This window comes from Hymenobacter lapidiphilus (genome assembly GCF_013377885.1).
Taxonomy (GTDB): domain Bacteria; phylum Bacteroidota; class Bacteroidia; order Cytophagales; family Hymenobacteraceae; genus Hymenobacter; species Hymenobacter lapidiphilus.
Window position 1 is genome coordinate 20914 of record NZ_JABKAU010000015.1, and the last position, 15273, is coordinate 36186.

At 62.4% G+C, this 15273-nt stretch carries 12 protein-coding genes; 2 read left to right on the forward strand and 10 right to left on the reverse strand.

Annotation, left to right across the window (positions count from 1 at the left end; genetic code table 11):
• Window positions 1-23: 23 nt before the first annotated feature.
• Window positions 24-1862: a M61 family metallopeptidase gene (locus HW554_RS09885; RefSeq protein WP_176908426.1), complete on the reverse strand. Its 1839-nt coding sequence runs from the start codon at window positions 1860-1862 to the stop codon at window positions 24-26.
• A gap of 179 nt (window positions 1863-2041) precedes the next feature.
• Between HW554_RS09885 and HW554_RS09890 the strand changes: the two genes are divergently transcribed.
• Window positions 2042-2401, forward strand: a complete 360-nt coding sequence (locus HW554_RS09890; protein ID WP_176908427.1) for a DoxX family protein — start codon at window positions 2042-2044, stop codon at window positions 2399-2401.
• 156 nt (window positions 2402-2557) lie between these two features.
• The gene (locus HW554_RS09895; RefSeq protein WP_176908428.1) at window positions 2558-3052 is read left to right on the forward strand and encodes a hypothetical protein; all 495 of its coding nucleotides are present in this window, start codon (window positions 2558-2560) and stop codon (window positions 3050-3052) included.
• 110 nt (window positions 3053-3162) lie between these two features.
• On the opposite strand, the gene recJ is transcribed toward HW554_RS09895, so the two are convergent.
• From recJ to HW554_RS09940, 9 genes are all read right to left on the reverse strand, one after another.
• On the reverse strand, window positions 3163-4932 hold the full coding sequence (gene recJ / locus HW554_RS09900; RefSeq protein WP_176908429.1) for a single-stranded-DNA-specific exonuclease RecJ: 1770 nt from the start codon (window positions 4930-4932) through the stop codon (window positions 3163-3165).
• A gap of 96 nt (window positions 4933-5028) precedes the next feature.
• Window positions 5029-6861: a tetratricopeptide repeat protein gene (locus HW554_RS09905; protein ID WP_246285183.1), complete on the reverse strand. Its 1833-nt coding sequence runs from the start codon at window positions 6859-6861 to the stop codon at window positions 5029-5031.
• A 188-nt stretch (window positions 6862-7049) separates the two neighbouring features.
• Complete coding sequence (locus tag HW554_RS09910) at window positions 7050-9179, reverse strand: peptidylprolyl isomerase (protein ID WP_246285184.1); 2130 nt, start codon at window positions 9177-9179, stop codon at window positions 7050-7052.
• A gap of 133 nt (window positions 9180-9312) precedes the next feature.
• Window positions 9313-9600: a hypothetical protein gene (locus HW554_RS09915; protein ID WP_176908431.1), complete on the reverse strand. Its 288-nt coding sequence runs from the start codon at window positions 9598-9600 to the stop codon at window positions 9313-9315.
• Between the two features lie 2 nt (window positions 9601-9602).
• Window positions 9603-10202 (reverse strand): LPS export ABC transporter periplasmic protein LptC, encoded by a 600-nt coding sequence (lptC, locus tag HW554_RS09920; RefSeq protein ID WP_176908432.1) that lies wholly within the window; start codon window positions 10200-10202, stop codon window positions 9603-9605.
• A 121-nt stretch (window positions 10203-10323) separates the two neighbouring features.
• Window positions 10324-11682 (reverse strand): porin family protein, encoded by a 1359-nt coding sequence (locus tag HW554_RS09925; protein ID WP_176908433.1) that lies wholly within the window; start codon window positions 11680-11682, stop codon window positions 10324-10326.
• Complete coding sequence (locus tag HW554_RS09930) at window positions 11669-12412, reverse strand: type III pantothenate kinase (protein ID WP_176908434.1); 744 nt, start codon at window positions 12410-12412, stop codon at window positions 11669-11671. Before HW554_RS09930 ends, HW554_RS09925 begins: the two co-directional genes overlap by 14 nt.
• Before the next feature lie 206 nt (window positions 12413-12618).
• A complete protein-coding gene (locus HW554_RS09935) occupies window positions 12619-14535 on the reverse strand; it encodes a pseudouridine synthase (protein ID WP_218134684.1) in 1917 nt (638 codons plus the stop codon).
• 239 nt (window positions 14536-14774) lie between these two features.
• Window positions 14775-15158: a TraR/DksA family transcriptional regulator gene (locus HW554_RS09940; RefSeq protein WP_176897415.1), complete on the reverse strand. Its 384-nt coding sequence runs from the start codon at window positions 15156-15158 to the stop codon at window positions 14775-14777.
• Window positions 15159-15273 lie beyond the last annotated feature (115 nt).

Below are 15273 nucleotides of genomic sequence, written 5' to 3' on the forward strand. Positions count from 1 at the left end.
GGTTGGTTCGACATCATCACCCCCTACCCTTTCAGCAGCGCGTTCTGGAGCTGCTGCTGGGCAGGTGTGGCGGTTGGCAGCGTCTCGACCAGATTTTTCACCTCTACCTCGAACTCGCGGGGTACGGCCTCGCGCTCCTGCACCGGGCCTTTGCCCTGCCGGAACTTGAGGCGCACGGCAGCGGCCGTGGCAGGCTCGACCAGGGGGCGCAACAGCTGCTCGGCATTTTGCATGTTCAGGGCCTGGCCATTCACGGCCACTATTACGTCGCCCTCGGCCAGACCGAACGCGTTCTGGTCGGCCTGGGTTTGGGCGGCCCGGAACTGGTCCAGGCTTTGGTCGTAGGCGAAGCCGAGCTTGCCGAAGGCTTTGATACGCGTTTGAGCCGTGGGTTGGTAGGTCCAGCCCATCTTGCCGAAGTACTCGGCCAGCGGCAGCGGCTCGGCGCCCTGCACGTAGCGCCGGAAAAACATACCGATTTCGGGGTTGGTGAGGGCCACGATTTCGGGGATGAGCGCGTCATCCTCAAACGAGCGGGTGGGGCCGTACTTTTCGCGCAGGGCCAGCAGCACGTCGCGCAGGGTTTGGCGGCCCTGGCTCAGCTCGCGCAGCCGGATATCGAGCAGCAAACCCAGCAGCGCGCCTTTGTTGTACACGTTTTCGTACATGTCCTGGTAAGGCGGCTCCAGAATCCGCTTGCTCATCTCAGTGAACGAAACCGGCGGGCCGTAGCTGTCGGCCTTGTCGATTTTACCCTTCATGCGCGCCTGAAACTCGGCGGGCGAAATCAGGCCGGCCTGCACCTGCACCTGCTGGGCCACGTACTCGGTTACGCCCTCATACAGCCACAGGTGCTGCGACATTTTGGGGCTGCGGAAGTCGAAGTCGCCGATTTCGCGCGAGTGAATGTTGAGCGGGGCCAGCATGTGCAGAAACTCGTGCGAGGCCACCTCCAGCACCATGCTTTGCAGGCGTTCCGGGTCGGGTATTTCGGGCAGGAAGTAGAGCGAGGAGTAGCTGTGCTCCATGGCCCCATAACCGCCCTTCTCGCTGCTGAGCGGCGAATTCAGGCTGGGGAAATAGAACAGGAACTGGTAACGCGGCACCGGCATCTTCCCGAAATACTTCGTCAGCGCCTCCGACATGGGCCGCAGCATCCGGCTGATTTCGGCCGCTTTCACCGCCCCGGTTTCCGATAGCACGGCCACCGAAATGCGGGCCCCGCCGGTGCTGAAGCTAACCGTATCGGGCCGGGCGTATAGCACGGGGCCGTCGGCCATCGTCACGTAGTCGGGGGCTGTAAGTACGTCGCGGGTGGCCGACACGCGGCGCACGGGCAGCGCGGTGGCCCCGTACAGGTCGGCGGGCTTCTCAATGGTTACCTCGTAGGGCTGGAGCTTGTAGCCCTCGAAGTAGCCGTAGAAACCGTAGTGGTTGAGCGTGAAGTTGCGGCCGGCATCGATATTGGTGCCGCCGGGCTGGAAGATGAACTGGTCGTCCTGCTTGGCATCCCAGGTATCGTCTACCAGATATTCGAGGCGGGCCAGCTGGCGGGCGTTGCTGATGACGAACAGATTGGGTCCGTCGTTTTTCACCTTCAGGGCCTTGCCGTTCTTATCGAAAGCCTTGAAGCTGGTGATGAAGCGGCCGTAATCCTTTTGGGAGTACGAACCGGGCACCACCGCAGGCATCACGTAGGTGGCCTGCTCCTCCTGCATAACGGGCGTCTGGACGACTACTTTCACCCGGTCGTTGACTACGCTGGCAAAATCGAGGTTGATGCGGTAGCCGGCGGGCTGCTGGGCCAGCGCCCCCACGGCCGCCGCCAGGTTCAGCCCGAAGGCCAACGGAAAAAATTTCATGCAATACGTGCGAGTAGAATAGCAGGCTAACGCCCTCACGAAGGTACGTAGTGTATGAACGTCATTCAGAGCGAAGCGAAGAATCGCGCGTGCTGATGCTAAAAGCCAACCCCACGATTAGCACGCGCGATTCTTCGCTTCGCTCTGAATGACGTTCCTTTACGCCTCATCCGCACCCAATGAATTTCAAAGAACCTGCCCGCCTCGTACTGGCCCTGTTTTTCCTCACGGCCGGCATCCTGCACTTCCTCCGGCCCGACGGGTTCTTGCGCATCGTGCCGCCTTACCTGCCCAACCCGCTGCTGCTGGTGCAGCTCAGCGGCGCCGCCGAAATTGCGGGGGCGCTGGGGTTGCTGGTGCCCGCCACCCGGCTTTGGGCCGCCTGGGGCCTGCTGGCGCTGCTAGTGGCCGTGTTTCCGGCCAACGTGTACATGCTGCAAAGCCACGGCGCAGGTATGCCCGTACCCGAGTGGGCTCTCTGGTTGCGCCTGCCGCTGCAGCTGGCGCTCATGGCCTGGGTGTGGTGGGTGCGGCGGTGAGATAAGGACAATCAAGATATAGTGTTTTTTATCTTTTTATCTGCCAATGAATTGGCTGATTCTGCCTGCTACAAGCCACTGGCATGGGCGGAAACGGCGCTTTTTTTGTAGCGGCGCAGTTCACACTTATCCGCCGTCCTTTTTCTCCATTTATCTATGATTTCCAAAACTTTACTCTTCGGCCTGCTCCTGCTAGGGTCGGTACAGGCCTCCGCACAGGTAATTACTGATGGCCCCCGTGCCACTGCCGCCCGCGACTCGCTACTGCAGGCAGCTACCAATTTCCGATTGGGTATTGAGTCCCAGACCAGCCGGTTTAATATACGGGCCGGGCGGGCGGGCAAACGGCGGCAACGTATCAGGGGCTATGTCGTCGGATTCTCACGCCGGCCTGTTTGGGAAATAAAACGACTGCACCGCTTCAATGGCACTACGGAGGAGCTTTTTACAGCCTATACCGATGGCGTAACCAGTATGAAGCAGCGCACGGTAGACGGTGAGCTTACGTACCTGTGGCTGCACTACATCACAGGCAAAACGGCCAGCGCCGCCACACCTTCGCCGCTGACCATTGGATATGGCGAATACCTGCCCAACGGTCATCTTCGCTGGAAGCAGGCACAGTACATCCTGCCCACCACCATCAAGTAGCGCCGCCGCCCCAATCACCTCATCCGCTCAGCAGCTATCTGATTAAACAAAACGCGGTGGCCGGGAGCCCATACTGCAGTATGGGCTCCCGGCCACCGCGTTTTGTTTAATCAAACACCTTCCCGGCTACCGGCCACCTCCGGCACCAAATCACTCTCCCACCGGATATCCTTCAGTTTGAGCTGCAGCGACTTTACGCCGCGGTACTCGTTGATTTCGACGTTGTAGCAGACGCTGAACGGCTCGCCCTGTTGGATGCGTTCGAGGTGGTCGCCCATGCCGAAGCCGATGGCTTCGAGACGGTTGCGGCCACCGTTCTGGGTGAGGGCAATTTTGAGGTGGGAGTTGCCCACGATGCGCGCTGAGTCGGGGGCGGCGGTTACATTTTCGGAGGCGAAAACCGGGTTGGCGTTGCCGGGGCCGAAGGGCTCCATCTGGCTCAGCAGTTTGTAGAATGAGGGCGTGATGTCGCTGAGTGCAACGGTGCAGTCGATATCGACGGGCGGAATAAGCTGCTCAGGCGTGATGCGGCCGGCCACGATGCGCTCGAACTTCTGCTGGAACAGGGCCACGTTTTCGAGGGGCAGCGTGAGGCCGGCGGCGTACATGTGGCCCCCGAACTGGTCGAGCAGCTCGGCGCACTCCTCAATGGCCTGGTGCACATCGAAGCCCACCACCGAGCGGGCCGAGCCGGTGGCTTTGCCGTTGCTTTCGGTGAGGATAACGGTGGGCCGGTAGTACTTGTCGATGCAGCGCGAGGCCACGATGCCCACCACACCCTTGTGCCAGTCGGGCTTGAAGAGCACGGTGCTGCTGGCAGCTTGCAGCGCGGCATCCTCCTCAATCATAGCCAGCGCCTCTTTTGCGGTACTGGTATCGACGCTGCGGCGCTCCTGGTTGGTTTTGTCGACGATGCCGGCCTTCTCCTTGGCCTGGTCGGCGCTGTCGGCCAGCAGCATGGCCACGGCGCGCTTGGCGTCGCCCATGCGGCCGGCGGCGTTTATGCGGGGCGAGAAGCCGAATACCAGGCTGGTGATGTTCAGCTCGGTGTCGCCCAGGCCAGCCAGCTCGCGCAGGGCCTCGAAGCCGGGCCGCTGAGTGCGGGCGCGGTCATTGAGCAGGCGCAGGCCGTGGAAGGCCAGCGTGCGGTTCTCACCGTAGATCGGCACGATGTCGGCGGCAATGGCCACGGCCACCAGGTCCAGCAGTTCGTAAAGGTTGTCTTCAGGCAGACCCTGGTGTTCGGTGAAGGCCTGCAGCAGCTTGAAGCCCACGCCGCAACCGCACAGCTCCTTGAATGGGTAGGCGCAGTCGGCGCGCTTAGGGTCGAGCACGGCCACGGCGTCCGGCAGTTCGGCGCCCGGCAAGTGGTGGTCGCAGATAATAAAGTCGATGCCCCGCTCGTTGGCGTAGGCCACCTTGTCCACCGATTTCACCCCGCAGTCGAGGGCAATGATAAGCTGGAATCCTTCGGCCTGGGCGTGGTCAATACCGGCTTCCGACACGCCGTAGCCCTCCTTGTAGCGGTCAGGAATATAGTACTCGATGCGCCCGGGGCCGAAAAAGCGGAGCAGGTAGCTGTACACCAGCGCCACCGAGGTGGTGCCGTCCACGTCGTAGTCGCCGTACACCAGCACCCGCTCGCCGCCGTGCAGGGCCTGCACGAGCCGGGCCACGGCGCGGTCCATGTCGCGCATCAGCAGCGGGTCGTGGAGCTGGCCGAGGTCGGGACGGAAGTAGCTCCGCGCCAGTTCAAAGGTGCCGATTTCACGCTGGCACAGCAGCCGCACAATGGCCTCGTTCACGCGCAGCGCCTCGGTCAGGTGCGCCACCTGCGCCGCCTCGGGCGCCGGCTTGCGGATCCATCGTTTCTGTAGCATCGTTGAAGCAGGTACTAAACGGCCCGTAAAAGCAGGCCTTCTTCAAAAGTACCCAAACGACCACAGACTAGCACTAATTCTATCGAACTCGTGGTTTTATAGCGCGTCGCCCCGCAGCTGGCGGAAGCGTTTGCGGGCCTCGGCTACATAAATGCTGCCGGCGTGCTTGGTGATTAGCTGTTGGTAGAGCTGCTGAGCCTTCTCGCGGTTCTGGAGATTCTCCTGCTGAATGCTGGCGGCCAGAAACAGGGCGTCGTCGCTGAGCACGTCGTACTTAGGGTTGTTCGTGATGCGCTCCAGCGTGCTAATGGCCCCGGCGTAGTCGCTGGTGCGGCGCTGTAGCTGGGCCTTCAGGTACCAGGCTTCGTCCTGCAGGGCATGGCCGGGGTACTTTATCAGCAGCCCATCGAGGCCGCGCAGGGCTTCGAGCAGCTTGTTCTGGAACACGAGCTGCTCGACCGCCGCATAGTCGCGCAGGGCCACGCCGGATGTATCCTGGGCCGTGTTGTCGGTGATGAGCAGGCTGAGCTGCATGGCATCGTTGGCAATTTCGCGGGTGGTGGCCTGCTTGAGAATATCAAGGTGCGACTTAGCCAGCTTAAAGTCGCCGGCGAAATAGCTCAGGCGGGCGTTGCGCAGCTTGGCATCGTAGCCCAGCGGCGTGTCTTTGTGCGACTTCTCGACCTGCGAATACAGCAGCGTGGCTTCCCAGGGCTCGGCCCGCAGCACGTATATGTCGGCCAGGTCAATTTTGGCTTGGTCTACCACGTCGGAGCTGGCCCGCGGCATGGCAATTACCTCCTCCAGCAGCTTCATGGCCGGGGCCTGTTCGCCAAGCTGGAAGGCCAGCAGCGCGGCCATGCTGCGCAGTACGGGGGCAGTTTCGGGGGTGCGGCCCAGGTCGGTGAGTACCTGCTCATACTCCATCAGCAGGCCGCGCAGCTGGGTTTGGTTTATGGGGTAGGTGTTGCGCACCTGGTCTTCGCGGGTCTGCACGAGGCGCTGGCGGGCCAGGGCATAGAACGGCTGGCCGGCATACTCGCGGGTGATGTACTCGAAGCCGGCAATGGCGCTTTCGTAGTCTTTGTTGCGGCGGGCAATTTCGGCTACTTCCAGCACCCGGCGACCCTGGGTGCGGCCGCGTCGGTCGAGGGCCTTGGCCTGCACCAGCGCCCCGGTAAAGTCGCGGCGCTGCACCTGCAACCACAGCAGCAGCTCGCTGTACACGGCGCGGTCGGGGTTGCGCTGCACCTGGGTCAGCAGCTCCTTTTCGAGGGTGGCAAAGGCGGCTTCATCCTGCAGGTTGTTCTGGAGCATGTTGCGCACGAAGGGCAGCTGCTGCTCGTCGTCGCGCACCAGGCGCAGGGTTTCCACCAGCACTTTATCGGTCTGGCCCTGCTGGGTATACAGGCCGATGAGCTGGGGCGCGTACTCGGTTTCGTTGCCGGCCAGCTGCCGCCCGCGCAGGTAGGTGCGGGTAGTCCAGGCGGGCAGGTTGGCCTGCTGAAAGCTGGCGGCCACGGGCACCACCTGTTCGGGACTCAGCAGCTGCACAACCCGCTCCCACTGCTTGGCGGCGGCCGTCGAGTCGCCGGCGGTGGCGGCTACCAGGCCCAGCGTTACGCCCAGCGTCTGGTCCTGGGGGCGCTGCTTGATGGCGCGTTTCACCAGCTTCTCGGCATCCTTGGTGCGGCGCAACCCCTGGAGCGCAGCCAGATAATCGGGCAGCACGTTGGGGGCCGTCTGCTCGTCGGTGCGCAGGCGGCCGAACAGGTACGCGGCCTTTTCGTGCTCGCCTTTGCGCTCATACTCGCGAGCCAGCTGAATGCTCCCACCATCGGGAGCCTGGGCCCGGGCGGCCGGGGCAGCCAAGGTCAGCAGCGCCAGCAGGCCGGCTCCGCGTATCATTCCACGCAACGGGTTTTTCATGCAGAGCTAACGAGTTGAAGCGGCCGGAAAGTGCCGGAAGGAAGTCCGGGAAGCAATGTTGCTATCCTAAAGATACGGTCATCCTGACGAAGGAAGGACCTTATCCTGCAAAACTAAACCAGTGTTCTGGTCGGTCTTGCAGGATAAGGTCCTTCCTTCGTCAGGATGACAGGGTGCTAACTCAGGCTCTAAAAGAACTTGGCGCGGTTGTCTTTTACGTCGGCGTTCTGCTTGAGGGCTTCAAAGATGAGGCCATCGGTGCGAGCGGCGCGCTGGGCCGTCAGCTGCTGACGGGCGGCGGCTACGTCGGTGGCGGGGGGGGCAGGCTGGGCGCTGGTGGGCTCTACCACAAACACGCCCTGCTCGCCGGCAATCGGGGCCGACTTCTGGCCCACTTTCAGGCCGAAGGCACGACCCACGGCGGTTGGCTCGCTGCCGACACCCGCAATCATGCTTTGGCCCAGTACCACGTTATCGGCGGTTTTTACCTGGGCGGCGGCGCCATAAGCTTGGGCCATCTGCTCGAGCGTGCCTTTGGAGGCACTCAGCTTCTGCTTGATTTGCTCAGCCTTCAGCTCGTTGCGCACCAGGGCAGTGATTTCGGGCTTGATGCTGGCCAGATCAGCCGTTCCTTTGCTCCGCTCGCCGGTCAGCACGGCCACCACGTAGGTGTCGCCGATTTCGAACACGCGCGATACGTCGCCCATCTCTTTGGCACCGGCACCTTCCGAGTCGTCGGCGCCGTAGGCCCAGCGCACCAGCGCGCGGGCATCTTGCAGGTTGTTTACAGCCTGGTCGCCACGGCCCAGATTTTTGGCTTCGGCTTTCTGCAGGCTCTTGTCAGCGGCTACAGCCTTGCGGAACGACTCCAGGTCGATGGCCTGGCCCTTCAGCTCCTGGGCCTTGTTGTAGGCCGCGTCGCGGGTGCCCTCGGTAGGCTGAATGCTCTTCTGCACAGTGGCCACGCGGTAGGTCTGCTTGGTAGGCGCGGCCGTTACCTTGATGATGTGGTAGCCAAACGAGGTCTTCACGAGGTTGGGCAGCAAGCCAAGCGAAGAAGCGCCGAACACGGCCTTCTCGAACTCGGGTACCATGCGGCCCTGCTGGAACCAGCCCAGGTCGCCGCCGGTGGCGGTAGTACCGTCCGAGCCGTACTGGCGGGCCATGGCGGCGAAATCGGCACCGCCTTTAATCTTGGTGAGCACCTCGGTGGCTTTGGCCTTGGCAGCAGCATCCGCCTCGGGCGTGGTGCCGTCGCTCTTGATGAGGATGTGGCTGGCGCGGGCGGCAGCCTGGTCGCCGGTTTTCTGGCCCGTTACCTTATACAGCGAGTAGGTGCCGTTTTCGGCGTAAGGGCCGTACACCTTGCCTTCCTGCAACGGCAGCTGCTCGCGCAGTTTCTCGGGCATGTCGGCAGCCGTGAGGTAAGCGGGGGCAACGGGGTTGTCGGAGTTGAGCTTTACGAATACCGAGTCGGCAGGTGCGGCGGCGAACTGGGTAGCCAGTTCGTTTACCGTTTTGCCAATTTCGGTGCTGTCTTCTACCGAAGCCGTAACCGGGATGGATACGTACTCGATGCTACGGCCATCTTCGACCTTAAAGCGACCCTGGTTTTTGTCGATGTAGGCCTGCAGCTGCTCGTCGGTTACTTTCACACTCGAATCAGAGAGGGCGAAATAGGGCACGAACAGGTAGCGCAGGTTTACCTGGGCCATCATGCCCTCGTTGAAGCGCTTGGCTTCGGCCGAAGTCACGTAAGTGCTCATCTTGAGCAGGTTGGTGTACTTCTGCCCCAGGCGCTCAGGGCGCAGGTTCTGCTCGAAATTGGCAAAGGCGGCCTGCGCCTGCGGGTCCATCTTGTCGAGGTTACGCAGGTATTCTTTCACCTTCAACACATCGAACTGTCCGGTCGAGTCGGTGAAAGCCTGGCGGATGCTGGGGTGAATGTTGGTACCCTGCACCATGTCGGTCAGCTCGTCGTCCGAAACGGTCAGGCCCAGTTTCTCGAACTGCTTCTGGAAGGCAATGCGGTAGAGCAGCTGGTTCCAGGCCTGCTCGCGCAGGTAGCCCATGGCCTGCTCGTCGGGCTGGCGGCCCTGCTGCTGAATGAAGGCCTGCTTGGCCTGCTCCAGCGTGGCGTTGAATTCGTCGTAGTCGATTTCCTGCCCCGCAATTTCACCCACCGAGCGGTCGGAGCGGCCGAAGAAGCTGTTCTGCCCCGTAAACAGGTCGCCGCCCACCATAAACAGGAGCAGGCCGATGACGATAGCGCCAACTGCCCAGCCCGATTTTTCGCGGATTGTATTAATTAATGCCATGAACTTGAAAAAAAGCGCGGGTAGAAAATGGTGAATGAGGCGCAAAATAACCAAAAATGCCGGTCATTTGGTACATTCTCTGTCAGATAGGTAAAGGACACGGCGCTGGCCGGGCACAACGGGCTCCAGGCTGCTATTTCCGCTTCTTGGGCTTACCGGCTGCTTTCCCGGGTTTACGGGCTGCTTTGCTGGTTTCGGCCTTCCGGGCATCTTCGGCCCGCAGGTCGACCTCCTTCTGGCGCTGGCGCTGATACCGCATCCAGATGACGCAGCCAAAGGCTATCATATACAGCCAGTAGTTGTCGTAGAGGCCCTCCATGCCGCCGGTAGCCAGCGTACGGTAGGAGGCCACTACGAACGTGAACACGCCAAAAACCAGCAATATGGTCCGGCTGATGCCAGGTTCCCAGAATCGTTTCATGGCTACGGAGCGGTATCAGTGGATAGAGTAACAGGGGCAGCCACCGGAGACCCTTCCTGCACGGTAAACTCGCCGGTAGGGTCCAGGATTTTGTAAAGCGAAAAGTCCTGGTTGGCCGTCAGGCCCCGGCCGGTGAGCACCTCGGTAGGCGTCGTTACCTTTATTTCGGTTTCGGGCTTGGTATAGATGCTGGCCTTGTTCTGATCGTAGAAAGCCTCCTCGGTATTCATGCGCTGCTGCTTGGCCACGTTGGTTACGCGCACGTCGCCGCGGATAGTAAAAAGGTTCTGGTTGCGCTGGTAGCGGCCGTACTTGCCGGTAATCGTGTTCGCCACCGTTTCACCCTCCTGGTCCATAAACGTCAGCGCTACTCCCTCGGGATACACCCGGTCGCCCGACTCGAAACCCTGCTCCAGTGGGGCCTTCAGGCGCACCCGCAGCCGCGCCGAGTCGCTGTACAATAGCAGCACATTTCGGGTTTCCACGGTGGGGCCCTGGTAGTCGATGGGCTTGGCTGCCACCTCATCGGCTTTGTGGCAGCCAGCGCTTAGCAGCACTGGCCCCATCAGCAGCCACCCTGCCAGCCATTGTCCTGACTTCATATCTGGTGGTCGGATGAAGGATTAGAGACGTATCCTTGGCGGCGGAAGGCGAGCGTACGGGTCTGAAAAACGGTCAAGCGCTATTCGCCCGCCTCTCCCTGCTTCCCCCTGCCTGCTGCGGCTACTCAATCCGGCGTTTGATGAACCAGCGGTTGTTGAGCGTCACGCCCAACTGCATCCGGATGTAGCTTTCCTGCACGTTACGCTCGTTGCTGCCATCGGACTTCACGAGCACATCGGTGTTGCCGCGCCGCCCGTAGGTGAAGCCCAGGTTGACGGTGGTAGCATCGAGGGCCGAAGCCGAGGGCAGCGGCAGGGCAAAGCCCCAGCTCACGGCCCGGTCGAGCAGCGCGTTGCCGCCGGGGCGGTACGGTAGCTGGGCCACGCTCAGGCCGGCACGGTACGTAACGCGCTTAAAGTAATTATCAACCGACGTGGGGTCGGGGGTGAATTCGCCGCCCATCGACCCACGGTAAGTGTCACTGAGCGCAATATTCGACAGCCCGCCCTCCTGGCCAAACGACTTGAAGCGCGACCATTGCTGCAGGCTACCGTCGAGGTTCAGGCTCCAGTTGCGGTTGTTGTCGAAGCTGATGCCCACCTGCGACAGAGCGGGTACCTGGGCTTTGCCCTTTTCGCCGCTGCTAAGCACGTTGGCGTTAATCAGGGCCCCGTCGGCATCTTCGCGCAGAATGTTAGTGCTTCGGTCGCCGTTGAGCTTGCTCTGGAAGCTGTACACCCCGCCTACATTGTAATTGAGCTTGTCGGTAAGCTTGCCGCGGTAGTGTAGTCCCGAGCGGAAGGTAAAATCGGTGTAGCGCACCTGCTGCTCGTAGATAGAGCGGCTGGCCAGCGCCAAGGGCAACGTAGGAGTGCCCACGCGGGTGCTGGCCTGCTGGTTGATGCTGCCAAACACGTAAGCCGCCGACACGCCCACAACGAGGTTTTTGCGCACCCGTACCGCGTGACTCATGTAGGCCTCGGCCAGGCCGCCATCACCTCTGTACTGGCGCTCCAGCTGGGAATCCGGGTCATTGGCCACGCCGTTACTCACTGTCTTCGACTCGTAGTCGACCGTGCTGTAGGGCTTGAGGCCAACGGCGCCGGCCCAGCTGCGGCTGATGGGAACCGCCAGGGCTATGTAGCCCAGCGTGCCGGTACCAGTGCGCTGGCTGCTTACATTGTTGCGCAGCGTTTTGAACTGGCCGGTGTAGCCGGCTTCGAACGTAGTGCGGTTGGTGTAATACAGCAGCGCCGGGTTCAGCTCGTTGACGTTGGTGCCGTTTGGAGCTGCGACGCCCGTGCCGCCCATGCCCATTTGCCGCACGCCACCCAGGTTCTGGCTGGCGTCGCCCAGCCCCAGGCGCGAATAAGGCGAGTTGCCCAAGCCCTGACCCTGACCCAGCGCCCCCGGCGTGGCAGCCAGCAGGCCCAGCAGCGAAAAACCGCCGGCCAGACCAGCAAAATTAAGTTGCGACATGATGTACTAAAATTCGGTGGAGCCCAATTAAAACCAGCTCCGGAACAACAAAGATAGGTCCTTTCAGGCGGGCACGAAAAAATGGTGCATCGCCGCCGGCCAGTACCACGGCCAGCTTCGGGTAACGGGCGGCGTAAGCGGCCAGCAAGCCGGCCACTTCGGCCGCCGCCCCGTTCAATACGCCGCTGCGAATGGCGCTTTCGGTGTCGGTGCCGGTTAGGGGCACCTCATCGGTGCTATTGGCCGGCGGGGCTATCAGCGGCAGCCGCCCGGTAAACGCGTGCAGTGCCTTAAACCGCATGGCCAGCCCCGGCGCAATGCTGCCGCCCCGGAACACCTGCCCGCTTTCCACCACATCAAACTTGATGGCCGTGCCGGCATCCACAATCACCACATCACGCCCTGGCAGTAGCCAGGCTGCTCCCACAGCCCCCGCCAGCCGATCGGCTCCGAGGGTGTGGGGCGTGGCATAGGCGTTGGTGAGGGGTAGCGGCGTGGTAGCGGGCATAAATTCCAACACCCGGCCCGGTACCAGCGCCCGTAACTCAGTGGCCCAGGCAGCAGTCGGCTCGGCCACCGAGGCCACCACTGCGTGCTCGGGCTGCAGGCGCAGCACGGCCGCCCGCACCTGCGCCGGCGTCTGTCCGCTGGCCCACTCCAGCAGTTCGTCCCGCTCAAAGCAGCCGTATTTCACGGCCGTGTTGCCAATATCGAGGGCGAGCGTGCGCAATGGGAGAAGTAAGAGGTTGGTAGCTGCAAGCCAAAAGTAGCGAGAAGCAAAAAAACGTCATTCAGCGCAAAGCGAAGAATTCCGCGCGAAGCCGTTGGTGTGTTGTTGCAACGGCCCCGAGCGCGATTCTTCGCTTCACTCTGAATAACGTTCTTTCTGGCAGTCGATAACTCCGGGAGCCGGTTTAGGCCCCCGGGGTTGCCTGCTTACATGAAATACTTGAGGCGGATAACTTCCTTCTCGTTGAGGAAGCGCCACTTGCCCCGGGGCAGGTCCTTTTTGGTGAGGCCGGCATACTGCACCCGGTCCAGCGCTACCACGTCGTAGCCCAGATGCTCGAAGATGCGGCGCACGATTCGGTTACGGCCAATATGGATTTCCACGCCCACGAAGTGCGGGTTGCCGGCCACTACGGCCACATCGTCCACCTCAGCCTTGCCGTCTTCCAGTTCCACACCGGCCGCAATCTGGCGCAGGTCCTCTTCCGTCAGGGGCTTGTCAAGCTCCACCTGATAGATTTTCTTGTTGCGGTGCGAGGGGTGCGAAAGTTTCTGGGCGACTTCGCCGTCGTTGGTGAACAGCAGCAGGCCAGTGGTGTTGCGGTCGAGGCGACCAACCGGGAACACGCGCTCCTTCGAGGCGCTCTTGATGAGTTCCATTACCGTGCGGCGGCCTTCGGGGTCGTCGGTGGTGGTGAGGAAGTCCTTAGGCTTGTTGAGCAGCAGGTACACCTGCTTTTCGCGGCTGAGGTTGGTTTTGCCATACTGCACCGTGTCGGAAGGCTGCACCTGGTAGCCCATTTCCGTCACTACTTCCCCGTTCACCTTTATTTCGCCGGCCGCAATCAGCGCATCGGCGTCGCGGCGCGAGCACACGCCGGCGTTGGCGATGTAGCGGTTGAGGCGCGTCGTGCCTTCGGCCGAGTCCTCCTCCTCTTCACGGCGGCGCTTGTTGCCCCGGTTTTTGTCTTCGTCGTAATGGCGCAGGTTCTTGTAGTCGGGCGCTTCGCCGGTTACCTCGCCACGCTTGCGCTTGCCGGCCTGGTTCGAGTCGGCGGCGGAAGCTGGTGCATCGGGGCGGCCGGGGCGCTCGTCGTAGGCGCGCCGGGGCCGCTCCTCACGGGGCGCACGCCGCTCGTCGCGCCCGAAGGCGCCACGGGGTGCATCCGCATCGTTGCGCCGCGCGGGCCGGTCAGTACCCGCCGGACGCTCGGAGCGCCGGTCGTCACGCCGGTCGCGGTCGGGACGCTCATTGCGCCGTTCGTCGCGGCCAAAGCTGCTGCGCCGCTCGCCGCTGGCACCGCCCCCGAAGCCGGAAGGCTTCCGGTCGTCGGATTCGCGCGGCTCCCGGCTGCCGGCTTCTTCGGCCCGGCGGGTAGCGCGGAAGGTGGCGTCATCCGAAAAATCGGGGTGCTGCGGAGCGAGGCTCTCGGGCCGGCGGTCGGGGTCGAAGGAACGGGCCGGACGCACCGGACGGTCGGGGCCGTACTCGCGCGAACCTAGGTGGTCTTCCTGGGGCCGTGGGCGCGGGGCTTCCTGGCGCGGCTCGTCTACGGCGTTGGGGTTGCCTTTGATGAATTTGCGGTTCCGCTCACCCGGCTGTCCACGGGGCACCGACTGCTCCCCATCTTCCCGGCGGTAGGGCTGGCCCTTCCAGGTTTGCTTGGCCTCGAAGTTGCGTACGGGCCGCTCGTCGCGCTGGTCGCGGCGGTCGTCGCCACGGCCAGCATTGCGCGCGTCGCCACCGAAGCGGCTGTCACGGGCCGGACGCTCGTCGCGGCCACCACCGAAGCGGTTGTCGCGGGCCGGGCGCTCATCGCGGCCGCCGAAGCTGCCGCCACCGCTGTTGCCAAATTTACGTGGGCCACCGAAGCTGCCGCCGCCGTTGCCAAACTTGCGCGGGCCGCCGTAGCCTCCCTCCGCCGGGCGTCCGCCAAAGGCGGGCCGGTCGCCGCCGCGCCGCGAGTCGTCGCGGCCGGCGCCACCGCGGGCCTGGTCGCGGTTGGCCCGCTCCTGGCCAGGCTGAATGAATTTGCTGCCCGCATCGCGGCTCGTAGGCCGGCTGGAGCTGGAGAAGCGGCCGCGGCCCTTAGGCGCGTCGTCGGAGTGGTGTTTCTTACCCATAATGGTGAAGCGTGCGTGCCGTATCGCTACGGTACAGATGAATGATTCGGGAGAGCTTACAAACGAAGCTCCGGGGAAAACAGTGCCCGGACTGGTAGCCCGCCCCCGCGCGAGGCGGAGTTCAGGCAGCCAATCCGGGCTACCGGGTTATTTAGCGCCTAAAGTTTAGCCGAGGGTGCCCAGTGAAGAGAAAATTGTCTCTCTGACCAAGCACTACCCGCTAAAACCTAAGCTACAGTCTAGTCGCGACGGGCCATTTTGGCCTCAATCGAATGCTGGGTGTGCGGTACAGCGCGCAGGCGCTCCTTCTGGATGAGCTTGCCAGTGCCGATGCATACGCCGTAGGTACCGTTTTTAATGCGGACCAACGCGTTTTCGAGCTGCTGAATGAACTTCATCTGGCGCGACGCCAACTGGTTCATGCTTTCCTTCTCGGCCGTGTCGGCGCCGTCTTCCAGCACCTTCGATGAAGAGGCCGTGTTGTCGGTACCCATGTCGTTTTTACGGCTCAGGGTTTCCTTGATAAAAGAAACTTCTTTGCGGGCGGCGGTAAGCTTGTCCTGGATGATTTGCTCGAACTCGGCCAGTTCTTCCTTGGAATAGCGTAGGGGTGCTTCACTCATGATGGTAAAGGAAGATTATAGTGAGAGAGGTGGGATTGGGGAGGCTGGTTGATAGTGACACCGACTGGCCGGCACATCTGGGTGTTGAGCCAAGTAAGCCGAACAGCAGCAGAAT